At 67.9% G+C, this 21,723-nt stretch carries 19 protein-coding genes; 8 read left to right on the top strand and 11 right to left on the bottom strand.

Annotation, left to right across the window (positions count from 1 at the left end; translation table 11 throughout):
• Window positions 1-51 precede the first annotated feature (51 nt).
• Entirely contained in the window at window positions 52-1,029 is a 978-nt protein-coding gene (locus RN51_RS15605; RefSeq protein WP_045264975.1) for a zinc-binding dehydrogenase, read from the bottom strand.
• A gap of 29 nt (window positions 1,030-1,058) precedes the next feature.
• Window positions 1,059-1,523 carry a MarR family winged helix-turn-helix transcriptional regulator gene (locus RN51_RS15610; protein WP_231579322.1) on the bottom strand — a complete coding sequence of 155 codons (465 nt, stop codon included), beginning with the start codon at window positions 1,521-1,523 and terminating at the stop codon, window positions 1,059-1,061.
• Window positions 1,524-1,694: 171 nt separating this feature from the next.
• Between RN51_RS15610 and RN51_RS15615 the strand changes: the two genes are divergently transcribed.
• The 4 genes from RN51_RS15615 (at window position 1,695) to RN51_RS15630 (ending at window position 7,018) form a co-directional block, all read left to right on the top strand.
• Complete coding sequence (locus RN51_RS15615; protein ID WP_045264976.1) at window positions 1,695-3,329, top strand: SulP family inorganic anion transporter; 1,635 nt, start codon at window positions 1,695-1,697, stop codon at window positions 3,327-3,329.
• Between the two features lie 17 nt (window positions 3,330-3,346).
• Window positions 3,347-4,324, top strand: a complete 978-nt coding sequence (locus RN51_RS15620) for an FUSC family protein (protein ID WP_045264977.1) — start codon at window positions 3,347-3,349, stop codon at window positions 4,322-4,324.
• 316 nt (window positions 4,325-4,640) lie between these two features.
• Complete coding sequence (locus RN51_RS15625) at window positions 4,641-5,426, top strand: hypothetical protein (RefSeq protein WP_197073271.1); 786 nt, start codon at window positions 4,641-4,643, stop codon at window positions 5,424-5,426.
• A complete protein-coding gene (locus RN51_RS15630; RefSeq protein WP_045264979.1) occupies window positions 5,399-7,018 on the top strand; it encodes a helix-turn-helix transcriptional regulator in 1,620 nt (539 codons plus the stop codon). Before RN51_RS15625 ends, RN51_RS15630 begins: the two co-directional genes overlap by 28 nt.
• A 29-nt stretch (window positions 7,019-7,047) precedes the next feature.
• On the opposite strand, the gene RN51_RS15635 is transcribed toward RN51_RS15630, so the two are convergent.
• The 6 genes from RN51_RS15635 to RN51_RS15660 form a co-directional block, all read right to left on the bottom strand.
• The gene (locus RN51_RS15635) at window positions 7,048-9,390 is read right to left on the bottom strand and encodes an arylsulfatase (RefSeq protein WP_045264980.1); all 2,343 of its coding nucleotides are present in this window, start codon (window positions 9,388-9,390) and stop codon (window positions 7,048-7,050) included.
• A 131-nt stretch (window positions 9,391-9,521) separates the two neighbouring features.
• Complete coding sequence (locus tag RN51_RS15640) at window positions 9,522-10,238, bottom strand: GAP family protein (protein WP_045264981.1); 717 nt, start codon at window positions 10,236-10,238, stop codon at window positions 9,522-9,524.
• Window positions 10,239-10,269: 31 nt separating this feature from the next.
• Window positions 10,270-10,941 (bottom strand): GAP family protein, encoded by a 672-nt coding sequence (locus RN51_RS15645; RefSeq protein WP_045264982.1) that lies wholly within the window; start codon window positions 10,939-10,941, stop codon window positions 10,270-10,272.
• A complete protein-coding gene (locus RN51_RS15650; RefSeq protein ID WP_045264983.1) occupies window positions 10,941-12,617 on the bottom strand; it encodes a SulP family inorganic anion transporter in 1,677 nt (558 codons plus the stop codon). The genes RN51_RS15645 and RN51_RS15650 overlap by 1 nt, the downstream gene beginning before the upstream one ends.
• A 131-nt stretch (window positions 12,618-12,748) precedes the next feature.
• A complete protein-coding gene (locus RN51_RS15655) occupies window positions 12,749-13,888 on the bottom strand; it encodes an AI-2E family transporter (protein WP_231579323.1) in 1,140 nt (379 codons plus the stop codon).
• Window positions 13,889-13,909: 21 nt separating this feature from the next.
• A complete protein-coding gene (locus RN51_RS15660; RefSeq protein WP_045264985.1) occupies window positions 13,910-14,827 on the bottom strand; it encodes a mechanosensitive ion channel family protein in 918 nt (305 codons plus the stop codon).
• A gap of 149 nt (window positions 14,828-14,976) precedes the next feature.
• On the opposite strand from RN51_RS15660, the gene RN51_RS15665 reads away from it, so the two are divergent.
• Window positions 14,977-17,523 carry a LuxR C-terminal-related transcriptional regulator gene (locus tag RN51_RS15665; protein ID WP_231579324.1) on the top strand — a complete coding sequence of 849 codons (2,547 nt, stop codon included), beginning with the start codon at window positions 14,977-14,979 and terminating at the stop codon, window positions 17,521-17,523.
• A gap of 17 nt (window positions 17,524-17,540) precedes the next feature.
• On the opposite strand, the gene RN51_RS15670 is transcribed toward RN51_RS15665, so the two are convergent.
• Together RN51_RS15670 and RN51_RS15675 are read right to left on the bottom strand one after the other, a co-directional pair.
• Complete coding sequence (locus tag RN51_RS15670) at window positions 17,541-17,987, bottom strand: DUF6325 family protein (protein ID WP_045264986.1); 447 nt, start codon at window positions 17,985-17,987, stop codon at window positions 17,541-17,543.
• Window positions 17,988-17,991: 4 nt separating this feature from the next.
• A complete protein-coding gene (locus RN51_RS15675) occupies window positions 17,992-18,378 on the bottom strand; it encodes an SHOCT domain-containing protein (RefSeq protein ID WP_045264987.1) in 387 nt (128 codons plus the stop codon).
• 168 nt (window positions 18,379-18,546) lie between these two features.
• Between RN51_RS15675 and RN51_RS15680 the strand changes: the two genes are divergently transcribed.
• The 3 genes from RN51_RS15680 to RN51_RS15690 are packed head-to-tail and all read left to right on the top strand — an operon-like array spanning window position 18,547 to window position 20,684.
• Entirely contained in the window at window positions 18,547-18,981 is a 435-nt protein-coding gene (locus RN51_RS15680) for a DUF6325 family protein (protein WP_045265354.1), read from the top strand.
• 1 nt (window position 18,982) lies between these two features.
• Window positions 18,983-19,324: an SHOCT domain-containing protein gene (locus RN51_RS15685; protein ID WP_045264988.1), complete on the top strand. Its 342-nt coding sequence runs from the start codon at window positions 18,983-18,985 to the stop codon at window positions 19,322-19,324.
• A gap of 43 nt (window positions 19,325-19,367) precedes the next feature.
• The gene (locus RN51_RS15690) at window positions 19,368-20,684 is read left to right on the top strand and encodes a hypothetical protein (RefSeq protein WP_045264989.1); all 1,317 of its coding nucleotides are present in this window, start codon (window positions 19,368-19,370) and stop codon (window positions 20,682-20,684) included.
• Here the strand turns inward: RN51_RS15690 and RN51_RS15695 are convergent.
• Window positions 20,602-21,573, bottom strand: coding sequence for an HAD family hydrolase (locus RN51_RS15695; protein WP_045264990.1), 972 nt, complete (start codon window positions 21,571-21,573; stop codon window positions 20,602-20,604). The two genes, RN51_RS15690 and RN51_RS15695, sit on opposite strands and share 83 nt — an antisense overlap.
• Window positions 21,574-21,723: the final 150 nt, after the last annotated feature.

The following is a 21,723-nucleotide window of genomic DNA, read 5'->3' on the forward strand; positions in this document are numbered from 1 at the left end:
AGATACTCTGCTCCGGGCCGCCGACATTCGAAAGCCCCTGGTGAGTCGGGCTCAGAAGCGCAGCAGCACCTTGCCGACACGACCCGGTGTGTCGCTGGCTCGCACGGCTGCGCTGATGTCGGCAGCGTCGAAGGTGCCGGCCACCGGTAGTGTCAGGCTGCCGTCGGTGAGGCGCTGGAAGAGTTCGCCGAACAGTGCGCTGCGGGTGGTCTGATCGAGGCCCGGGATCACCTTGCTGCCCCAGAAGCCCTTCACCGTGGCCTGCTTGAAGATCACGTCGGAGGAGGCGATCTCCATGGTGGGGGAGTCCATCGCGCCGAATGCGACCAGAGTGCCGCCTTCCGCGAGCAGCGAGAGCACCTGCCCGGCGGATGCGCCACCTACGGAGTCGACGCCGGCAGCGATCGGTGCACCTCCGGTGAGGGCTTCGACCTGCTCCTTCCAATCGGGCTGATCGGTCGCGACGATCCTGTCGATGCCTTGTGCGCGGAGCTCGTCGACCCCTGCGGTGCGACGCACCAGGCCGACGACGTTCACTCCCCGTGCCGAGCCGAGCTGCGCGAGCATACGTCCGACGGCTCCGTTCGCGGCGTTCTGCACGATCCAGGCGCCGGGCTGCACATCCAGGAAGTCGAGCAGCGTGATCGCGCTGAACGGCATCGAGACCAGCTGTGCCGCCGTCTCATCCGGAAGGCCGTCGGGGATCGGAACGAGCCCGGCGGCATTCGTCACGATGTACTCGGCCCAGGCGCCGAAGGTGCCGCCGGTGGCGACGCGCTGGCCGACTTCGAGGTGCTCGACTCCTGCGCCGAGCGCGTCGACGACGCCGAGAGCCTCGGTTCCCGATGCGGCGGGGAGCTCGGGTTTGAAGCCGTACGTGCCACGGACGGTCCACAGGTCGTGGTTGTGGATGGGGGAGAGCACGACCCGCAGGCGGACCTGGCCTTCGCCCGGTTCCGGCAGCGGGCGGTCTTCGACCCGGAGGACTTCCTCCGGAGCTCCGAAGGTGGGGTGGATGAGTGCACGCATGGCGATTCCGTTCTCTCTCTGGGGTGTGATCAGTGGTGGTCGCCCTGGTGGGCGTCGGCGAGCTCGGTCGTGGTCGTCTGGAGACGTTCGGTGATGTCGTGCAGTTCGGCGACGAGCCGCCTGCGGGTCTCGTCATCCTGCAGCCCGGAGATCGACGCGATGGTGGTGTGGATGGGCGCCACCTCGGATCGCAGCTGCTGCCCCTTGTCGGTGAGCGTCACGGTCACCACGCGCTCGTCGTCACGGCTGCGGGTCCTGGTCACGAGGCCGGCCTGTTCCAGCCGCCGCACGAGCGGGGACAGCGTGCCGGAATCCAGGCGCATCACCTCGCCCAGAGATCCGATGGTCTGATCGCCGTCGAGCCAGAGCGCGGCGAGCACGAGGTACTGCGGATAGGTCAGCCCCCACGGGGCGAGCAGTTTCCGGTAGGCCTGCGTCGTGGCACGTGCGGCCGAGTACAGGGAGAAGCACAGCATCTCGTCGGTCAAGGGCACGATCAAAGCATGTCACGCGATTCGATTGTGCACAACGCAATGGTCGGTGCGACCCCGTACGGGCGCGCACCGATGTCGCCGGGAGTTCACCAGGGTGAGCCGATCGTGCGATAGCTCGATCCGTGCACCACCCGGCAGTACGCTTCTGACGACCGGAGGACGGAGAAGCGGATGACCGCGACGAGAAGACCCCCATGGCTGTTCAGCACGGTCGAGGGGTACCGCCGCGAGTGGGTGCTCCGTGACATCGTCGCAGGCCTGTCCGCTGGAGCTGTCGTGATCCCGCAGGGGATGGCGTATGCGACGATCGCCAACCTCCCCGTGCAGGTCGGTCTCTACACCTGCATCCTGCCGATGCTGGTCTATGCGTTCCTCGGCGGAAGCCGCGCCATGAGTGTGTCGACGACCTCGACGATCGCGACCCTCACCGCGACGACCCTGGTGTCCGTGGGAGTCGCCGCGGGATCCGACGACGCGATCGGGTCGCTCATGATGCTGACGCTGCTCGTGGGTGTGGTCCTGCTCCTCGCTCGGCTCTGTCGCCTCGGCTCGCTCGTGGAGAACATCAGCGGAGCCACTGTTCTCGGCTTGAAGATCGGTGTCGGCGCGACGGTCGCCGTCGGACAGCTGCCGAAGCTGCTGGGCGAGAGCTACAACTTCTCCGGTCATGGATTCCTCAGGTCGCTCGGTGCGGTGGCACAGGCCTTCGACAGCGTGAACTGGCCGACGGTCGCGCTGTCTGCCGGCTCGATCCTCGTGATCGTCGTGCTCAAGCGGTTCGCTCAGCGTGTGCCGGGCACACTCGTCGTGGTGGTCGCCGGGATCCTCCTGGTCGCCCTCGCCGGTCTGGATCGCTACGGCGTCGACCTCATCGCCCCGGTGCCGAGCGGGCTCCCCGTTCCGGGCGTGCCCGACTTCTCGCAGACGGTCGTCCTCGTGCCCGGCGCCCTCGCCATCGCCGTGATGGCGTTCCTGGAGTCCGCGGCCGTCGCGCGCAGTCTGCGGGCGGCGAGCGAACCTCAGATCGACAGCGACCAGGAGCTGTTCGCGACCGGCGCGGCGAACACGGTCGGCGCGTTCTTCGGCACGATGCCAGCCGCGGGAGGCTTCTCGCAGAGCGCGGTGAACCAGAGTGCGGGGGCGCGCTCCCAGGTGGCGACCCTGGTCACCGTGGTGCTCGCCGTCCTCGTCGCGCTCTTCCTGGGTCCTGTGCTCAGCCTGCTGCCGGAGGCGACGCTGGCTGCGATGGTGTTCGTCGCCGTCGCGGGGCTCATCAACATTCCCGAGCTCGTGCGGTGGGCGCGGATCAGTCCCGTGGACTTCTGGATCGCCCTGGCGGTGGCGATCCTCGGACTCACTGCCGGCCTCCTCCCGGCCGTGGCGGTCGGGGTGGTCGTGACGCTGATCCTGGTGCTTCGTGAAATCAACGTTCCAAAGGTGACGGTCGACGAGCGGGTCGGTGACGCACTGGGGCTTCGACTCGAACGAGGACTGTACACGGCGAACGCCATGGCGAACGAGAGGGAGATCCTCGCGCAGGTCGGCGACCAGGGGCAACCGGTCCGCGCGCTCGTGCTCGGCCTGACGCAGCAGGAGGTGATGACGATCACGGTCATCGACGCCCTGGAGAACCTCGACGGCGAGCTGGCTCAACTCGGCGTCGTGCTGCACATCGCGGGTCTTCCCCCGCGGGCGGCCGCAGTCGCACGGCGGACGCCCTGGTTCCTCGGGCTCGAGTCCCAGGGTCGCGTGCACGGATCCGTGCATGACGGTGTCGTGGCCGCGGAACAGGGAGCCCGTAAGTAGGGCTGACGGAGAGACGGATGGGTGACGGTGCCGGGTTGACGTGGCGGTGGTCGAGGTTCGGCCTCGGCCTGCTGTTCGCCGCGCCGGCGATGCTCGTCGCTCCCTTCCATCCGACGCTCGGTGTCGCGCTCGGGATCGGCGTGATACCCGCCGCCGCCTTCGGCCTCCCGCCACGCAGGAGAGCGCGCACCACGATCCCCGTCGTCGGTACCCTCAGCGCGATCGGCCTGCTTCTCGGAGCGCTGCTGACGGAATGGCCCGTGGTCGCCGTCGTCGCGGTGTTCGGACTTGCGATCGTCGCGAGCCTCAACGCCCCGCGGGGTCGCATCGGACAGTTGATCCTCGTTCTGGTGCTGCCGATGATGGGGATCGGGCTGAGCTTCTCGTGGTCATCGTCGACAGGAGCATTCGCCGCCTGCATCGCCGGCGGCTCCGTGTACGCGTGGCTGGTCTCCTTGCTCTGGCCCGAGCGCGATGAGCGGGCGCGGGCCGCGAGCCCTCTGCCTCGTGGGCGCGCCCTCTGGATCTACGGGATCCTGCTGGGTATGGCCGCGGCGCTGGCGGCTTCGATCGGGTTCGTCCTCGATCTCGAGCATGTGGGGTGGGCGACGGGCGCGGTGCTCCTCGTCATGCGTCCGGTCAGAGGGCAGCTGATCGCGCGCAGTATCGGCCGCGCAACCTCTGTGTTGATCGGAGCCTTCGCGGCAGCGGGTCTCGCCGTCCTCGCGCCGGGCGGTCTCGTCACCGGTCTCGTGGTTGGAGCGGTCGTCGGATGCACCTGCGCCATCCAAGAGAGCAGATGGTACGTGGTCCCCGGCTTCACGACGTTCCTCGCGCTGACGTTGATCATGTCGACTTCGCCGGAATCCCCGGGGGAGCGATTCGCTGAGCGCGCGCTGGAGACGCTCCTCGGGGTGGCTCTCGCTGTGCTCTTCGGTGCCGTGCTGCCCTCGGTGGTCGGCTTCATCCAGCAGCGGCGATCTGTCACCCGTTGAGGGTCTTGGACGAAAGTCGCTTGATGTGCGCGCTCCCATGGTGGGATACTTCGAGAAGGGGAGAAAGTAGTATCTAACATCTTACCGGGGGGTATTGATGGTCGAAAGACTGCCGGATGTCGATTCAGGACGGATTCCGCCGCTTCCCCTGGGTTCTGGGGACATCCCCAGAGCTCGGCTGCTCTCACGACTATCCGCGGCTCTGGACGAGCCCTGGACGCTCACCGTGCTGTCGGCCCCCGCTGGATCCGGGAAAACGCGGCTGCTCACCCAACGGGCACACACGATCGCCTCCGAGGAGGACGGGCGATCGCATGTGATGTGGCTCTCCCTGCAGCGTTGGCACCGAGACCTCGCGCCCCTGCAGTCGGCGCTTCGCAGCATCGATGAACCGATGCTGCGGGAGGCGCTCGATCGCCTCACGGGGGTCTGGTCGACCGAGAGGGCGCGGGCATTGGCACGAACCCTGCGCGCCACAGACCGCCGCGTCGTGGTGATCGTCGATGACGTCCACGTCATCGAGACCGCGGAACTCGCGGACATGCTGTCGGCCTTCCTGGGGGCCGTCCCCGGCAGTGCCCACGTGGTGGTGTCGGGCCGTGGCACGCGGCGCCTCCCTCTGGCGCGTCGGCGCATCCTCGGGACGGCGCTGGAGCTCGGAAGCCGAGAGCTGGCGTTCACCCCGGCCGAGGTCCGCGCGTTCTTCCTCGCCAGGGGGATGAGCCTGTCGCAAGGCGAGATCACCTCCGTGCTGTTGCGCACGGAGGGATGGGCTACCGGTCTCAGGCTGCTGGAGCTGGCGGCGATGCACGACTCGTTCTCCACCGTTCTCCCGCTCCGGGGCGACTCACCGGCCGTGACGGACTACTTCGCGGAAGAGGTCTTCGCGGATCTCGATGAGACTCTCAGCGAGTTCCTCGTGCTCACCTCCGTCCCGGAATCGTTCACGCCGAGCCTGGCTTCGCGGTTGACCGGTGGAGCCCCCGCCGAGCCGCTGATCGAGCAGCTCATGAGACTCAACGTCCTGATCAACCGCAGCCAGGGGAGCCGGCCTGGTACCACTACCACCCGCTGTTGCGGGAGTTCCTCTATGCCCGGCTGAAGGACAGAGGAGAGGCGGCCGTCGAGGAGCTCGAGAGCGTGACCGCGGAGTGGTTCGCGGCCGAGCAGGACCACGAGCGAGCCATGTTCCATGCCGCCCGGAGCGGCGACGACTGCTCGACCTCACGGATCCTCCGTCGCAGTGGGATGCAGCTGATCCTCATGGGTTATGCCGCTGAGGTGGTCGCAGCGATCGCGCGTCTTCCTCGTCCTCTGCTCGCGGAGCCTGCCATGCAGATGCTGACGGCGTCCGCCGAGCTCGCACAGGGCGAGCCCGCCAGCGCTGCAGCGCTGCTCGAGTCGGGGTCCGAACTCGAGGATTCCGTGCCGGTCCGCCAATGGTGGAAGGGTCTCGAGCTGCACACGGCGGTGCGTCGTGGTGGTCTCTCCGAGACGCTCGACCGGCTGGAGCCGGGGCTCGACGAGGCGTCGGGGGAGTCGCAACTCGACACCTATGTGTTCCTGCAGGCTGCCATGGCGGAGTTGTACACGGGGGAGTTGGACGCTGCCGACCGGTTCGCCCGGCTCGCGGGGGACCACGCTCACGCAGCGGGCACTGCCGCGGCGGAGCTGCAGGCGGCCGCGATCCTGAACACAGCCGATCTCTTCCGAGGACGGATGCGAGAGGTGCTGCGTTCCGGCGCGCTCCTGGACCAACGCTGGTCCGCACTCGGCACTCCCGACGATTCCTTCTATCAGGTCACGCGCGTGTGGCGATACTGGGTGCCGTTCGAGCAGATGCTCGTCGCCGACGTGGATCAGACGCTGCGGGTGGCGACCGACATCATCGAGTCCGGAACGGAACCGGCGATCGCGCGGGGCCTGCGCGGCATGGTCGCACTGCTGAACGCCGAGGGCGCCGTCGACGCGCATGCGGCGGCGCTCGCGCTCCTCGAGAACCTCTCACCGCGCGAGGACATGCCGTTGCCGGTGCACTGGTACGCGATGATGAGTCCCTTCGCGACGCGTGCGTTCAACCAGCTCGGAGAGCTCGCCCTCAGAGACCGCTTCATCCAGGAGGTCGGAGCCGCGATCGGCGAAGTCGGCGAGGTGGCCGTGCTCCACGCGATCGCCGCGCTGCATGATCAGGAGTTCGAGTCGGCGCGCGTGGCGCTCGCCCCGGCGCTGGAGGGGTCGGCTCGATGCCTTCTCCCTGCCTCGATGATCGACGCCTGGCTGGTCGCCGCCTGTGTCGAGGTGCAGGCGGGGTGTCCCGATCAGGCGCAGGTGTCGCTGTCGTTCGCTCTCGCCCTCGCTGAGCCGGAGGAGCACATCCGACGATTCGCCGACGCCGGGCCGGTCGTCGCGCGCCTTCTCGCCGCACGCGCGACTCCCGGCTCACGCGGCCGTTTCGCGGATCGCGTCCGCGAGCGTCTCGCCGCCGCCGGCGTGCTGGTCGAGGAAGAGCTCACCCGTCGCGAACGCATCGTTCTCGCGGCTTTGAGCCACAACGCGACGCTCCGGCAGATCGCGGAGCAGGAGTTCATCTCCCCGAACACGGTCAAGACCCACGTGCGCAACATCTACCGCAAGCTGGGTGTCTCCGACCGGGACAGCGTGACGGCGGCTGCGCACGCCCTCGGAATCGAGTAGCGCGCGCAGCCGCCGCGAGGTGGAGCGTGTCAGTCGCGCGCCATGGCTGCCGCCAGATGCGCTTCGAGGTCGAGGTAGGCGTCGTCGGCGATGTCGAACACGACCTTCGCGATCTCACCGCCGGTGAAGTCGAAACCGTACCCGTATAGAGACGACACGGGATCGGCGCTGTCTCGACCGATGGTCAGGCCCTCACCGCACAGGGAGAAGTGGCCGAGCACGGTGCGGATCTGCTTCTCGCCGACGACCTGGTCGTCGATGTACAGCTTCACAGGTCCGACGCCCTCGCGATACTCGCCCATGCCCTCCTTCGTGAACTCCACCCCGATGATGTGCTTCCCTGAGGCGGGAACGGGCGCGGACACCCGGTCCTCCGGAGGGATGCCGAGGAAGTTGTACACGTAGTGCACCTGCCCGTCCTTGACGACGAGGGCGTTGCCGCCGAAGCGCGAGCCGTGCGCGAAGATGACGCCCTCGGTGTCGGGCGTGAACTCGACCTCCGCCGCGATCTTGTAGGAGACGCCGTGCACGTTCGCGGCCGACCGCTCCGGGACCTCGCTGGTACCGGGGTAGTAGATGAACTGGCCGGAAGGGGGCGCGGGCTGGTGGTACTCCATGGCGACGAACGTCTCGAAGTCCTTGGGGTTCCCGAGTATCTGCAGATCGTTCAGCGGCAGCACGTCGTTGGCCTTCGCCTCGGTCATCCAGAGCGCTTTGAGCTCCTCGACCTTGTCCGGGTGGTCGGCAGCGAGGTTCTTCGCCTCGGCCCGGTCGGTGTCGGTGTGGTAAAGCTCCCACTCGTCGTTCTCGAAGTCGCCCTTGCCGCTGACCGGACCATGCACGGTGACGGCCTTCCAGCCTTCGTGCCAGATGCCGCGCTGGCCGAACATCTCGTAGTACTGCGTCTTCTTCTCGGTCGGCCCATCAGGTGCCGAATCGAAGGAGTAGGCCATCGAGACTCCGGAGAGCGGGGTCTGCTGCACGCCGTTGTAGGTCTCGGGGAATGTCACCCCGCATGCCTCCAGGATCGTCGGCACGATGTCGGTCGAGTGGTGGTACTGATGACGCACCTCGCCGCGGGCCTTGATCCCGGCGGGCCAGTGGATCACCAGAGGGTCGCACACGCCGCCCTGATAGGTGTACCGCTTGAACATCTTGTAGGGGGTGGAGAACGCTGCGGCCCAGCCGGTCGGGTAGTGATTGTAGGTGTCGGGCGAGCCGAGCTTGTCGACCATGCGGAGGTTCTCCGCCTCGTCGTCGGGGTATCCGCCGAAGATCTTGCCCTCGTTGACGGAGCCGTTGGGGCTGCCCTCGCCCGAAGCCCCGTTGTCGGCGCAGTAGATGATGAGGGTGTTGTCCAGCTGGCCCGACTCCTCGAGGTAGTCGACGATCCGGCCGACCTGAGAGTCCGTGTACTCGCTGAAGCCTGCGTAGACCTCCGCCATCCGCGAGAACATGGCCTTCTCCTCGTCGTCCAGCTCGTCCCAGGGGCGCACCTCGTCGCTCTGGGTGAACGTCCCCTCCGGCATGGGGTTCAGTGCGGTGAGATCGGTGTCGGCCGGCAGGATCCCCTTCTCGATCATCCGGGCGAGCACCCACTCGCGGTAGGCCTCGTAGCCGTCGTCGAACTGCCCCTTGTACTTGTCGATGTACTCCTGCGGGGCGTGGTGCGGAGCATGGTTGGCCCCAGGACAGAACCACAGATACCAGGGCTTCTCCGGCTCGGTCTGCTTGACGTCGCGGATCATCGTGAGCGCCTGGTCGGCGAGGTCCTTCGAGAGGTGGTACCCGTCTTCCGGCAGGTACGGCTGGTCGATGTAGTGGTTGTCCTCAGCCAGCGAGGGGTACCAGTTGTTGGTCTCTCCGCCGATGAATCCGTAGAAGCGGTCGTACCCCTGAGCGAGCGGCCAGTGCTTCTTCGACGCGCCGGCGGTCCACTCGTCGATCGGCACGTTGTGGTTCTTCCCCACCCAGAATGTCGACCAGCCGGCGTCACGGAGCACGTGCGCCATGGTCGCGTTCGACTCGGGGATGTGCGAGTTGTAGCCCGGGAAGCCCGTCGACGACTCGGAGATCGTCGCGAAGCCGTTGAGGTGGTGGTTGCGTCCGGTCAGAAACGTCGACCGGGTGGGGGAGCACAGCGCCGTCGTGTGCCACTGGGAATACGTGAGGCCGTTCTGAGCGAGACGGTCCATCGTGGGCATGTTGATCCGCCCGCCGTACGGCGACCACGCCGCCATGCCCGTGTCGTCGTACAGGACGACCAGCACGTTCGGAGCGCCGCTCGGCGGCATCGGCGGCCGGAAAGCGTCCCAGTCCGGAACGGAATCGCGCACGTCGAGTTCGATCTTGCCTTGGAATTCGCGAGCCATCGTGGGTCTCCTTCATCTCGGTGGAACGATGCGGCTCCCCGCCGCGTTCAACGTACTGCGGTGTGAGTCGCGGGGGCATCAGAGTCGGGTGCGCTTCATCCGGGTGAACTCTGCCCGTCTCCGTGTGAGTCTCAGAGCAGCGCGGCGATCCCCTTCTCGAGTTGGAGGGCGCCGATCACGAGGAGCAGCGCCGCGTTGAGCACGTGCGTGTTGCCGGCGATCCAGGAGCGCATGCGGTCGAGCACGGGCTGGGCGTGCGCGCCACGGGCGAGGACGAAGAACACCGGCAGGGCGATCGGCAGGGTGCCGAGCACGATGAACGCCGCAGCGACCGCGGTCGCGGCGCCGGGCGCGACGCCGGGCTGCGTGATGTCCAAGGCGGCGAGGATGGCGCACGACGCGTCCACGGGGTTGAGCACGAACAGGCCGAGGCCGAGCAGGAAGGTGCGCCCCGGCCGGAACGACTCGACCGAATGCAGCCAGCCCGGCAGCTGCGGAGAGGCGTCCACGACATCGCGAGGGGTGGCGGCGGTCGCCATCTGCGCGATACGAGCGAGACCCTTCCGGTAGACCCAGACAGCCGCAGAGACGAGGAACGCGCCGATCAACACACGGAGCACCGGGACCCACAGCGGTGGCTCGTTGCGCTCGTGCACTGCCAGCATCGGAAAGAGCCAGAGACCGAGCGCCATGATGCCCGCGAGGCCCAGGAACCAGCCGAGCAGGTAGGCGATCCCGTTCGTCCTCGCGTGACGGGAGAGCAGCACGGCGACGAGCGCCATGATGGCGAGCGGGCTGAGCACGACCCCCAGCGCCACGGGTACGAGGTCAAGGATCAGCTCGCCCACGTCGTCTCCTCCCGTGATCGGCAGCTGCGCCTCAGAAGCTGCCGATGCCCTTGCCGATCATCGAGACTCCGATGACGAGCAGCAGGACCGCCATGATGACCGCGTTCTCCGCCGCCAGCCATCCGCGGAGAGCATCCAGGGGCGCTCGGAGCCGATCGGCGGCGACGAGGTAGCCGATGACCGGGACCAGCACGGTCGAGGCCGCGATGAGCGTGTAGACGGTGATCACCACGACGATCGAGCCTGTGGACAGTGCTGCGCCGCCGATGTCCGTGCCGGCGCCGGCAGCCATGATCAGGTTCTTGGGATTCACCGCCGACAGCAGGAACCCGAGTCCGAACGCGAACGGGAAGGTGATCGTGTCGATGGCCTTCATCCACTTCGGCAGCGCGGCCTCTTCTCCCTGTCGGGGGCGTTTGCGCCACTGCCCGAACGCCAACAGGAAGAGCAGAGCACCCAGGACCAGCTGCACCACTCCGCGGATGGGATGCGACGCGTCGGGGTCCTCCTCCGGCAGGAGGGACGACACCAGCGTGAAGACTGTCACCGCGACGACGATCCCCAGTACCCAGCCGAGAAGGAAGCCGACGCTGGTCACCCTCGCCTTGGGCGAGAGCAGCATGAGGATGGCGGCGATGATCGGAATCGGACTGATCGCCACGCCGAGCGCGAGCGGGAGGGTGTCTCCGATGACGGTACCCATCAGGGTCCTTTCTCGAGCGGAGCCCGGCCCGCTTCCGGAGCGGCGAGCATCGCGATCGCCTCGCGGTTGGTCGCGTAGACGTGCTCCGAAGCCAGGAGATCGAGGGCCTTCAGCCGGTGCACGGTGTTGGGGCGCACTCGGCTGAAGGACAGGGAGACGGAGCGGTCGGCGAGCCATTCCTTGAGGGAGGCGAACGATTCTGCGCCCGTGACATCGACGTCGGTCACGGCCTCCATGTCGACCACCAGGTGACGAACCTGGTTCTCGCCGGCGGCACGGACGGCCGTTTTCACCGCGGACGAGAACACCGCCCCGTTCGCGAAGAAGAGGGGGGCGGCGAGTCGAACGACCACGACCCCGGGGGCGGTCATGGTTCCGGCCGGGGCATCCTCCAGGAGCGACTCACCCGGGTCGCCGGTGGATTCGAGGACATCGATGGCGGGATTGGCCGCGCGTTTGGCCAGGTTCACCAGCGCGAGGACGAATGCGACGAGGATGCCGGGGATCGAGCCGATGAACAGCGTGACCAGGAAACAGGTCGCCCCGATCAGGAACTCGAACCGGTCCTTGCGCCACAGGTCGACGAAGTCGCGGATACCGAGCAACGGGATGATCGCGACGCCGACGATCGCTCCGATCGCCGGGGAGGGGATGTCGGCGAGCAGCGCGGTGCCGAACAGCAGCAGCAGGAGTGTGCCTGCAGCGAGGATCAGCGCGGGGAACTGCGTACGAGAACCCGCCTGATCCATGGCGGCGGTGCGGGAGGTCGATGAGCCGACGGCGAAGCTGCCCTGAGCGCCTGCGGCGATGTTCGCCGCGCCGAACGCCAGGAGATCGCGGTTCGCGTGGAACGGGTAGCCGTGCTTCTCGGAGTACGACCTCGACACCAGAAGCCCCTCGGCCGTGGTGACCAGTGTCAGCGCGATCGCCGATGGGACCAGCATGAGCCACAGCGACCAGTCGATCACGGGCCATGTGAGTACGGGCGGACCGGCGGGGACCTCACCCAGGACGTCCACTCCTCGCTGGTCGAGCCCGGTCAGGACCACGACGACGGTCGTCGCCACCAGCACGATCAGAGCCCACGGGACAGCACGGAGGAACCTGCGGCCGAGCAGCAGCACGGCGACGGAGCAGCCCGAGATCAGCACCGCCCATCCGTTGAGCGTCGGGAGTCCGCCGATCAGGTCGGCCACCTTGCCGGTGAAGTCCTTCTCGGAGTCGATCTTGACGCCGAGCATTTTCGCGAGCTGGCTCGCCATGATGTCGAGGGCGAGACCGCCGACGAACCCGACGAGGATCGGCTTGGAGAGGAAGTTCGCGAGGAAGCCGAGCTTGAAGACCGCGAGCAGCGCGAACATGATGCCGCAGATGATGGCCTGGGCGAGCGCGAGCGTCGCGTAGTCCGCGCTTCCGGCGGTGGCGAGCCCGCCGATCGAGGAGGCGACGAGTGCTGCGGCCGCGGCATCGGGGGAGGCGACCAGCTGTCGGGAGGAGACGACGAGGGCGTACACGACCGTGGGGACGATGAGCGCATAGAGCCCGGCAGTGGGCGGCAGGCCCGCGATCTGCGCGTACCCGATGTTGAGCGGGATGGCGATCGCCAGAAGCGTGACGCCGGCCGTCAGCTCGGTGACGAAGTTGCGTCTGGCCAGCCCCGCGAGTGGACGTTGCACGTTGCCTCCATCCGCCGGCGCCCGGGCGGGCGCTCCCGCGTCCACGATCCCACCGGGAGGGCTTCGGGACCATGGATGGACCGCAACTCACCCCTGGTGATTTACCAGGGGTGAGTGTTGCGTCGCAGAGGTCAGTCGCGCCGCGACGGGCGGCGTCGTCTGCCCCGCCGGGTCGCCGGCGCGGGTTCCGGTTCGGGTGCCGCTGGCACGGCCGTGCGGTCCCCGGAGAGCCACCGCACCCAGAGCGCGTCGGGATCGCCCTCGAAGACGAGCGCGCGTGCGAGGAGGGTGAGCGGGATCGAGAGGATCGCACCGAGCGGGCCGATGATGAAGGTCCAGAAGATCACGGAGAAGAAGCTGAGCGTCAGACTGAGGTCGACGGCATCGCTGACGAACTTCGGCTGCACGAGCACCTGGAGCACCACGTTCACCACGCAGTAGACCGCGACCACAGCGATGAGCAGAGGCCACCCTCCGACGACGAAAGCCAGAATGGCTGGCGGAACGAGTCCGAGGACGAAGCCGATGTTCGGGATGAAGTTCGTGACGAATGCGAGGATCGCCCAGACCACGGGTGCGGGGACGCCCATCCACCACAGCGCGAGGCCGTCGATGACCGCGACGATCGCGCCGAACGTGGCGTTGACGATGTAGTAGCGGCGCACACCGGCGTTCAGGCGGGAGATCCGGGTGATGGCGGCGCCCTTGGACGCCCCGAACACGGAAGGCGCGTCCCGATAACGGGCCGCGTCGATCGCCATGAAGATGATGTAGGCGCACACGAAGAACAGTGCGGTCGCGACGCTGATCACGGTGCCGCCGATGCTGCGCGCGGCCTCCAGGAGCGTCGTCGGATCGAGGACGGCTGCCGCGGCGTCCGATGCCTCCTCGTCCAGGCCGAGGGACTGCAGCCATCCCACGAGATCATCGACCGTCTTCGCCAGTCCCCCCTCGGAGACGAGGTCGGCGATGAGCCGCGCGAACTGCGTGCCGGCCAGCCAGAGCAACGCGCCCATGACCAGCAGGATCAGATAGGCGACCACGATCACGGCGGTCGTGCTCGCCCACCGCGGCCAGCCCCGTCGCTCGAGCGGTCGCCGCAGAGGGTCGCAGATCACCACGATCACGATCGCGAGCGCGACCGGCCCAAGGAGGTCGCGCGCGAAATAGACGCCGGCGAGGGTCACTGCGCTCGCCGCAAGAAGGAGCAGTACCCGCAGACTGGGGGACATCCGGTCGGGGTGGCGCTCCGGCGCAGGCGAGGTGGTCACGCGGAAAGCGTAGCCGACGGGTCAGAAGGGCTCGGGAGCGACCAGTGGCGGGACACCCTGATGTCCCGTGACGACCGCTCGCAGCCCCGCCGCTTCCAGTGCCGCTGCCACGTCTCTGATCGTCGCGGACACCACGGCCGTCCCGTGCAGCGGATGATGCCAGATACGGAGGGCGAGCATCCACCGGGTCGGGGAGACCGATGTGAATATCACGCCCGGATGCTCGCGAGTGTGCACTCCATCGGCCTCGCTCGCGGCGTGGGAGATGATCGACACGACGTCATCGATATCGATCCCGTCAGCTCGTTCGACTCGGATGTCGAGGGTGCTGCGCCGCGCACCGTGGCGAGAGTCGTTGACCAGGACCCCGGTGAGGAGCGCGGCGTTCGGCACGTGCACTGTCCTGCCATCGACCGTCGAGAGGATGACCGAGCGGCCGTTGAGCTCCTGCACGACCCCGCGCAGCGGGCCGTCGGGCCCGTCGATCTCGATCTCCTCGCCGATCTTCACGGACTGGCGGGACTGGATCAGCACCCCTGCCGCGAAGTTGTCCGCGACGCCGCGGAGCACGAGGACCAGCACGACGACCGCGATCGCGGTCATGGCCAGGAGTGGTTGGACATTCGCGCCGAGGAAGGCCAGCCCGACCCCGATCCCGATCAGCAGCAGCGAGTACTGGGCGAACCGTTCGGCGAGCTGGGCCACGGAATCGGAGATGCCTGGCGCCCGCTTCGTCAGCTTGAGAACGCCTTTGCGCGCGAGACGGGAGAGCAGCCAACCGACCAGGACCGACAGGACTGCGAGCACGATCTGCCACGGCGAGAGGCCGTCAGGGAAGAGGGCGTCCAGACTCACGGGCAGCGGCCGGTCGCTCGCAGGTTCATCCGCATCATTCGACCAGCATGCGATGCGAGGGCTCGTGGCGGAGCCGCTGCTCATCCACCAGGGGTGATGCCGTGGGCCGTCGCGGGGCCGATCGGCGGTGCGCGGACGTCCTCGTATGCGACGCGGCGCCGGGCGCGGGCAGGCAAAGATCACCCGGGGGATGGCCTTGAACGGGTGTTCGAGACGCCACTAGCTTTGGTGCCATGTCGCACCCCGTACGCTCGACGAGACCGGGACCCACGGTGCGATTCCGGCCGCCCACGCCTCAGCCGGGCGCGATCCGCCGGGCGCGCGTGAGTGCTGCGGTGGCGGAAGCCGTGGCGCGCCATCCGCTGACCGTGATCAGCGCTCCGAGCGGGTTCGGCAAGACGACGGCTGCCGCAGATTGGGCCTGTGATCTGGAGCAGGTCGCGTGGCTCGCGCTCAGCACGTTCGACTCAGATCCCGCCACGTTGACTCAGGGTGTCGTGAACGCGCTGGTCACCGGGGCGGAGCGTTCTGGACGCGCTCTGGCCCTCGACCGCGATCTGGAGGATCCGTATCGCGCCTACCAGGAGATCTGTCGGGCGCTGGAGGAGTCGGGTGAGCGTGTGCACCTCGTCGTCGACGACGCCCACCGCGCAGGAGAGGACTGGCGTGCAGGTCTCCTCGGGATGCTGGCCGAGCAGGCGCCGGAGAACCTGAGAGTGGTGCTGGTGGGGACGACCCTCCTGGAAGTCACTCTCTCTCGGCATCGATTGACGTATCCGGGGTCCTTCGTCGGGGCGGAGACCCTGAGCTTCACGGGCGACGAGGTGCAGCAGCTGCTCGCCCGCGAAGGGGATGGTCTCTCCGCTGAGACGATCATGGACGAGACGCGCGGCTGGCCGATCGCCGTCCGGCTGATGATGATCGGCGGGGCCAGGCCCGACTCCCGCGCGCAGAGCGCCTCGAGCTTTCTCGGCAGCTATGTGCGGGAGCACGTGCTGGGTGCCTTGCCTGCCGAGGTCGCCGACTTCGTTCTCGACGCGAGTACCTGCGCGGAGCTCACCCCGGAGCTGGCATCCGCGGTCACCGGCCGCGCGGATGCGCTGGCGATGCTGGAGACATGCGTGCGGCTCGGCCTCTTCCTCGACCGGTTCGAGGGTCCGCACGGCGCCGTGTACCGCTGGCACGCTGCACTCGCACGACGCTGCACGGAGATCCTGGCCACGGATGCCGAGCGCGCTGCCGGGTGTCACCGCCGAGCGGCAGCCGCGCTCGACGCGACCGACCCGACGGCATCGATCGCGCACTCGCTCCAGGCTTCGGACGTCGACGGTGCGCGAGAGACGCTCCTTCGCCATTGGGTGGCGCTCGTAGTCGGTGCCCGCGCCGACGAAGTCGAACAGACGGCGACGGACATGCTGCGACGAGTCCCCGACGACGCTCAGGTGCTGTTGGTCCGCGCATGCGCGAGCGACGTGCTCGGGGACCACCGGGTGGCCAGGGAGCTCTTCCGTCGGGCCGAGGCGACCCTCGCAGCCGCAGGCACAGGAGAGGAGCCCGCCGTGCTGCAGATCGCACGCCTGTTCATCGCGGATGAGCGGGTAGAGGTGGCGAACGCGAGCGCCGAGGTGCGGCAGATGCTGCTCGAAGCGGACTCGACGAATCTCGGCGACCGCGCTGCGCTCAACTACCTTCTCGGGTGGACGGAGATCCGCCATCGCGGAAACCCGGCTATTCCTCTCGAGTACTTCTCCGCCGCGGCACGGGAGGCGGAGAGCTCGGGGGACCGCGAGCTGGCCAAGCGAGCGCTCGGGCACCTCGCCTTCGGGCAGACCTGGGCCGGACGCCTCGTCGACGCCCAGCAGACGCTGCGCACGCTCGAGAGCGCCGAGGGGGTCGGGCTGCCCTGGAGCACCTATGCCGGAGGCAGCGCGGCCGCGGCGGCCGGGTACGTCTCATACTGGTCCGGAGAACTCGACGCCGCGATCCGCGAGTTCGGCACCGTGGTCGACAACGGAAGCTCGGACCGTTCCTTCACGAGTGTGGCGCGCATGATGATCGCCTACGCGGCGGCGGAGACGGGGGACGTCGCAGCCTGCCGTCGTGCGGCGATCGGTGTCCAGGATATTCCCCTGGAGGTGGTCCACGGGATCTCGTGGCCGGCCTTCCGCGAGTCGTCGGTCGCCCTGCTCGAAGACGCCGTCGGGCGGCAGGACCGGGCGATGCGGATCGCCCGGAAGTACATCCACTGCCCTGATCTGCCCGTCGTCAACGTCGCCCTTGCCGGTGTGCTCCGACGCGCCGGGGAGTATTCCGTCGCGTTGGAGATGCTGAGGTCGCTGCGCGCCTTCGGCGAGGTATCGTACGTGAAGGCGGCGACGCTGCTCACTGCCGCGCTGCTGCGGCGTCATGCCGGGTATCACGACGAGGCGCACGAGCTGTGCGAGGCCGCTGTCGCTGTCGCCTCGGGGGAGAACATCCGTCTTCCGTTCGGTCCACGCGAGACCGCCGTGCGCAGACTCCTGGCCGAGCATGTGCATTTCGGGACGCAGTTCGAGGACTTCATCGGCCGATCGCTCGCGAGCGACACCGTCGGCTCACCGGTCGATGCGCTCTCCGAACGCGAGCGCGACGTGTTCCAGCAGCTGCAGACGGCGCGCACTCTGCAGGAGATCGCTCGTGAGCTCGCCGTTTCGATCAACACGGTGAAGACGCACCAGCGCGCCATCTACCGCAAGCTCGGTGTGTCGTCGCGTCGCGATGCAGTTCGGACGACGGTCTGATCAGGAGAGCTCAGCGCTCAGGTATGACGGAGCGCGGAGAAGAGGACGGCGTTCGCGACCGCGGCGGGGATCTGCTGCGTGGTGAGGATCCGGTCGGTCCGCCAGTCCAGGTCGCGGGCGAACCTCTCCACCCAGGCGAGCTCCACCAGGACAACGGCTGAGAGAGCGCCGATCGGGATCCGGGCCGCGAAGTGCCCGACGTCGTCCGCTCCGATGAGCCCGGGCATTCCCAGTGCCAGACCGGCGAGTGTGAAGTCATCCCGATCCACCTCGACGAGGCGATGGGCGTCGTGATCGAGTCGCCGGATCATCACGAAGTCGAGCAGGCGGATCGCTCCGCTCTCCACCTGGCGCAGGAGCGCCTCGAGGACGTGGGAGCTGAGGCGGTCTTCCTCGAGGCGTACGACGACGAACTCCACGTCGCCGAGTGCCCGGAGGCTTGTCACATCGACCACCTCAGCCACGACGTCAGCTCAGGGCGCGGGCCTTGATGGCCGAGAACTCGTCCTGCGTGATCGTGCCGGCGGCGAGGAGCTTCGATGCCTTGTCGATCTCGTCGCTCGGACTCGACCCGGCGACGCTGCGGATGTAGGAGTCGGCCGCGTGCTGCTGTTCCCGGTACGCCGACGCACTGCGCTCGCCCATGCCTCGACCACGAGCGATCAGGTAGATGAGCGCCGTGAGGAAGGGGACGAAGATGAGGAAGATGATCCAGACGGCCTTCCACCAGCCGTTCAGCGTGTGGTCTCGGAACAGGTCGGCGACGATGTTGAAGAGCACCATCAGGTAGGAGACGAACACGAAGACCCAGAAGAACCACCAGATGATGTCCCAGAAGCTTTCCCAAATGGACACGTCGTACCTCTTTCGTTGAGTTGTTGCCTAGGGCGATGGTGCCAGCGAGGTCCGGAGCATGAGGAGTCCGCTCATCCTCCACGGGTGAGAGTGCTGCGTGTCTGCGATCCGGCGGTGCGAGCATGGAGCCCGATCACGGTCGGTGCGCGCCGTGAGAAGGGACTCTCCATGAATGACTTCCGATTCGGCCCTGCCGAGTTCTATCTCGTCGGGTTCGAGGGAGCGCGTCCGGATCCGGCCACGTTCCGCGCCTTGAAGGATCTCGTCGACAGCGGGGTGGTGCGGCTGCTCGACTTCGTCGTGATCGCGAAGTCGGAGACCGGGAAGGTCGAGATCGTCGAGCTCGACGATCAGGACGGATCGCTCGGCCTGGATGACTTCGAGCCGATCGCGGCCGGCCTCGCCGGCGAGGAGGATGTCGAGTCGCTGGCAGCGTCGCTCGCACCGGGCCGGTCCGCTGCGCTCGTCGTGCTCGAGCTGACCTTCGCCCGCACCCTCGCGCAGAACTTCGCCGCCGCCGGTGGCGAGGTCCTGCGCACGGAGCGCGTGCCGGCCCCCGTGGTGAACGCGGTGATGGACATCCTCGACCAGGAAGGTGAATGACATGCCCTTGAGAAGATTCGGTCGCCCGGGGCTCATCGGCCTCGCGGCCAGGACCGCCGTGGTGGCGGGAACGGCGACTGCAATCGGCGGCGCGATGTCTCGGCATCAGCAGCAGCGGGCGCAGGGCGAGTACGAGCAGCAGCAGTACGAGGCCGCGCAGCAGCAGGCGCAGATCGATGCCGCAGCTCAGGACGCGGCAACGCAGTACTCATCTCCTCCTCCGGCCGCACCGGCGCCGGCGGACGACCTGATCGCCAAGCTGCAGCAGCTCGCATCTCTGAAGGAGTCCGGCGTGCTCTCCGAGACCGAGTTCGCCGCAGCGAAGCAGAAGCTCCTGGGCTGACGGATCTGACGCCGACGGAACGACTGCGGAGACGAGAGCGCGAATGAGCGAACTGGACGACCTACGAGCTCGCGTCGAGCTCCTCGAGCAGGAGAACGCGGAGCTCAAGCAGCCGCGGCGACGTCCGGTGGGCAGGAGCATCATCGCGGGCGTCGTCTTGGCTCTGGCCGTGCTGATGGCGCCGATCGCCGCGATGGGGACCTGGGCGCGCCTGCAGCTCGTGGACGCCGATCGTTTCGTCGCGACGTTCGCCCCTCTCGCTGCGGATCCAGACGTCCAGGACTTCGTCGCCGACCAGGTCGGTGACGCCATCCGGGAACAGGTCGACTTCGACGCCGTCGTGGGCGACGTCTTCGACGGCCTGCGTGGGCTCGACCTGCCACCCCGGGCCGTGTCGGCGCTCTCCCTGTTGGAAGCGCCGGCCGCCAGCGGGCTGAGCTCGCTCGTCGACGGAGTGGTCCACGACGTCGTCGCCTCCGATCAGTTCGCGGACATCTGGGCGCAATCGCTGCGTTTCACTCATGAACGTGCCGTCGCCATCATGCAGAACAGCCCGGACACGGCGCTGCAACTCGCCGACGACGGTGTGCTGTCGATCGATCTCGGCGTCGTCGTCGATCGGGTCAAGGACGCTTTGAAGGATCGCGGCGTCGGATTCGCCGATCTCATCCCCGCGATCGACAGGTCTATTCCGATCGCTCACGCTGATGCGCTGGTCCTGGTCCGCACGCTCTATCAGGTGGCCGTCGCCGCCGGGTTCTGGCTGCCCTGGGTCGTGTTCGGGCTCGTGGTCGTCGGCATCCTGGTGGCGCGGAGTCGGCTTCGCGCGCTCTTCTGGACGAGCGTGGGCTTCGCCGCCGCGTTCCTTCTTCTCGCGGGAGGGATGGGCATCGGCCGCACGTTCTTCATCGGTGCCGTCAGCCCGTCGATCATGACCGCGTCCGCCGCGCAGGCCCTGTTCGACCAGGTCACGTCACTCCTGAGCCCGACGATCGCCGCACTGGCCCTGGTCGGGGTGCTCGTCGCCGTGTGGGCGTGGATCGCCGGACCCACCCGCGGCGCTGTCGGCACCCGCGGCGTGCTGGAGAGCGGGTTCGCGGCGACCAGGAACGCGTGGGAGCGACGCGGTCTGTCGACAGGGAGACTCGGCCTCGCCGTCGATCGCTTTCATGGGCCGATCGTCCTGGCGGGGATGGCGGTCGCCCTGCTCATCCTCATCACGTCCCGGCCGGTGACGTTCGGCACCGTCTGCGGGGTGACCATCGGGCTCATCGTGTTCATGGTCGTGGTGGAGCTGCTGCGTCGACCCGGGGAGGCGGGGAGTCGGGGAACACCGTCGCCCAGTCCTCCTTCACACTGACCACCGTGTAGCCCTTGTCGGGCGCGTCGGCGAGAGCCTGTTCCGCTCCCGCGTCATAGGGGATGTCGCCGCGTGACGGGTCATCGTGGTGGATCAGGATCGCGAGTCCTGGGCGGGGTCCGCGGCGGGCGAAGTCCATCATCGCCGTATCGCCGTTGGAGTTTCCGCCGACGAAGAGGGGGCGCCTGCCGATGCGGGTCCAGATGCGGATGGGTTTCTCCGGACCGTCGTCGAAGAAGGCGAGAGAGGAGGAGTACCGCACCGTCGCGTCCGCATCGTCCCATGTCAGGCCGAAGGCCGACCCGACCACGCGCTCCGGGGGTATCCCGTAGTTCGCCTGCGTCATGGGCCGCATGAAGTCGCGCTCGCCGCCGGAGACGATGTAGCAGGTGAAGCCATGGTGCTCGAGGTATCGGAGCAGCTCGACCATGGGCTGGTAGACGGTCTCGGAGTAGGGGCGCTGGAGTGCCGGGTGCTGCGCTGTGCGATAGAACTCGGCCACGGATCGCGCATAGTCCTCGACGCTCATCCCGTCCGTGAGCCCGACCAGCGCCTGGATGATGATCGTCAGATCCGAGTCGTCGCCGCGGTAGTGCTTGTCGATCGCCGTGCCCAACCAGCCGTAGTCGCCACTCACTGCGGCGAGGTAGGGCTGACGCTCGGCGAGTTCCGGGGTGCGCTCGGCGGCGGTGCGCCACTGCTCCACGACATAGTGCAGTTGCGTGATCATGGGCTTCTCCGGCCACAGTGTCCCGTCGTTGTCGAACACCGCGATCCGCTCCTCGACGGGGACCGCGCCCGCACCCTCGGTGACGGAGGCGACGAACTCCTCGATGTGTGCCCGGGTGCGGGTGTCACGCCATGAGGGCAGGGAGGGGCGTCCGGTCATGTCTGATCCTCGCTTCTCGCCGAGTCTCGGCAGCGCGTCCAGGCTGTCATCTCGCTGTGGTCCCGAGAGCCGTTGATCACCCCCGGCGGGTGATGCATGGGGTCCGCGAGGGAGGGATCTCCGATTGACGGGAATACCCCTGGAGGGTAT

It is taken from the genome of Microbacterium oxydans (assembly GCF_000956405.1).
GTDB classification, from domain to species: domain Bacteria; phylum Actinomycetota; class Actinomycetes; order Actinomycetales; family Microbacteriaceae; genus Microbacterium; species Microbacterium oxydans_C.

Coding starts and splice junctions, on each gene's coding strand:
- RN51_RS15635 (WP_045264980.1), bottom strand. CDS start 9,390: ATGGCTCGCGAATTCCAAGGCAAGATCGAACTCGACGTGCGCGATTCC.
- RN51_RS15690 (WP_045264989.1), top strand. CDS start 19,368: ATGAGCGAACTGGACGACCTACGAGCTCGCGTCGAGCTCCTCGAGCAG.
- RN51_RS15605 (WP_045264975.1), bottom strand. CDS start 1,029: ATGCGTGCACTCATCCACCCCACCTTCGGAGCTCCGGAGGAAGTCCTC.
- RN51_RS15685 (WP_045264988.1), top strand. CDS start 18,983: ATGCCCTTGAGAAGATTCGGTCGCCCGGGGCTCATCGGCCTCGCGGCC.
- RN51_RS15645 (WP_045264982.1), bottom strand. CDS start 10,941: ATGGGTACCGTCATCGGAGACACCCTCCCGCTCGCGCTCGGCGTGGCG.
- RN51_RS15660 (WP_045264985.1), bottom strand. CDS start 14,827: ATGAGCAGCGGCTCCGCCACGAGCCCTCGCATCGCATGCTGGTCGAAT.
- RN51_RS15695 (WP_045264990.1), bottom strand. CDS start 21,573: ATGACCGGACGCCCCTCCCTGCCCTCATGGCGTGACACCCGCACCCGG.
- RN51_RS15665 (WP_231579324.1), top strand. CDS start 14,977: ATGTCGCACCCCGTACGCTCGACGAGACCGGGACCCACGGTGCGATTC.
- RN51_RS15620 (WP_045264977.1), top strand. CDS start 3,347: ATGGGTGACGGTGCCGGGTTGACGTGGCGGTGGTCGAGGTTCGGCCTC.
- RN51_RS15615 (WP_045264976.1), top strand. CDS start 1,695: ATGACCGCGACGAGAAGACCCCCATGGCTGTTCAGCACGGTCGAGGGG.
- RN51_RS15680 (WP_045265354.1), top strand. CDS start 18,547: ATGAATGACTTCCGATTCGGCCCTGCCGAGTTCTATCTCGTCGGGTTC.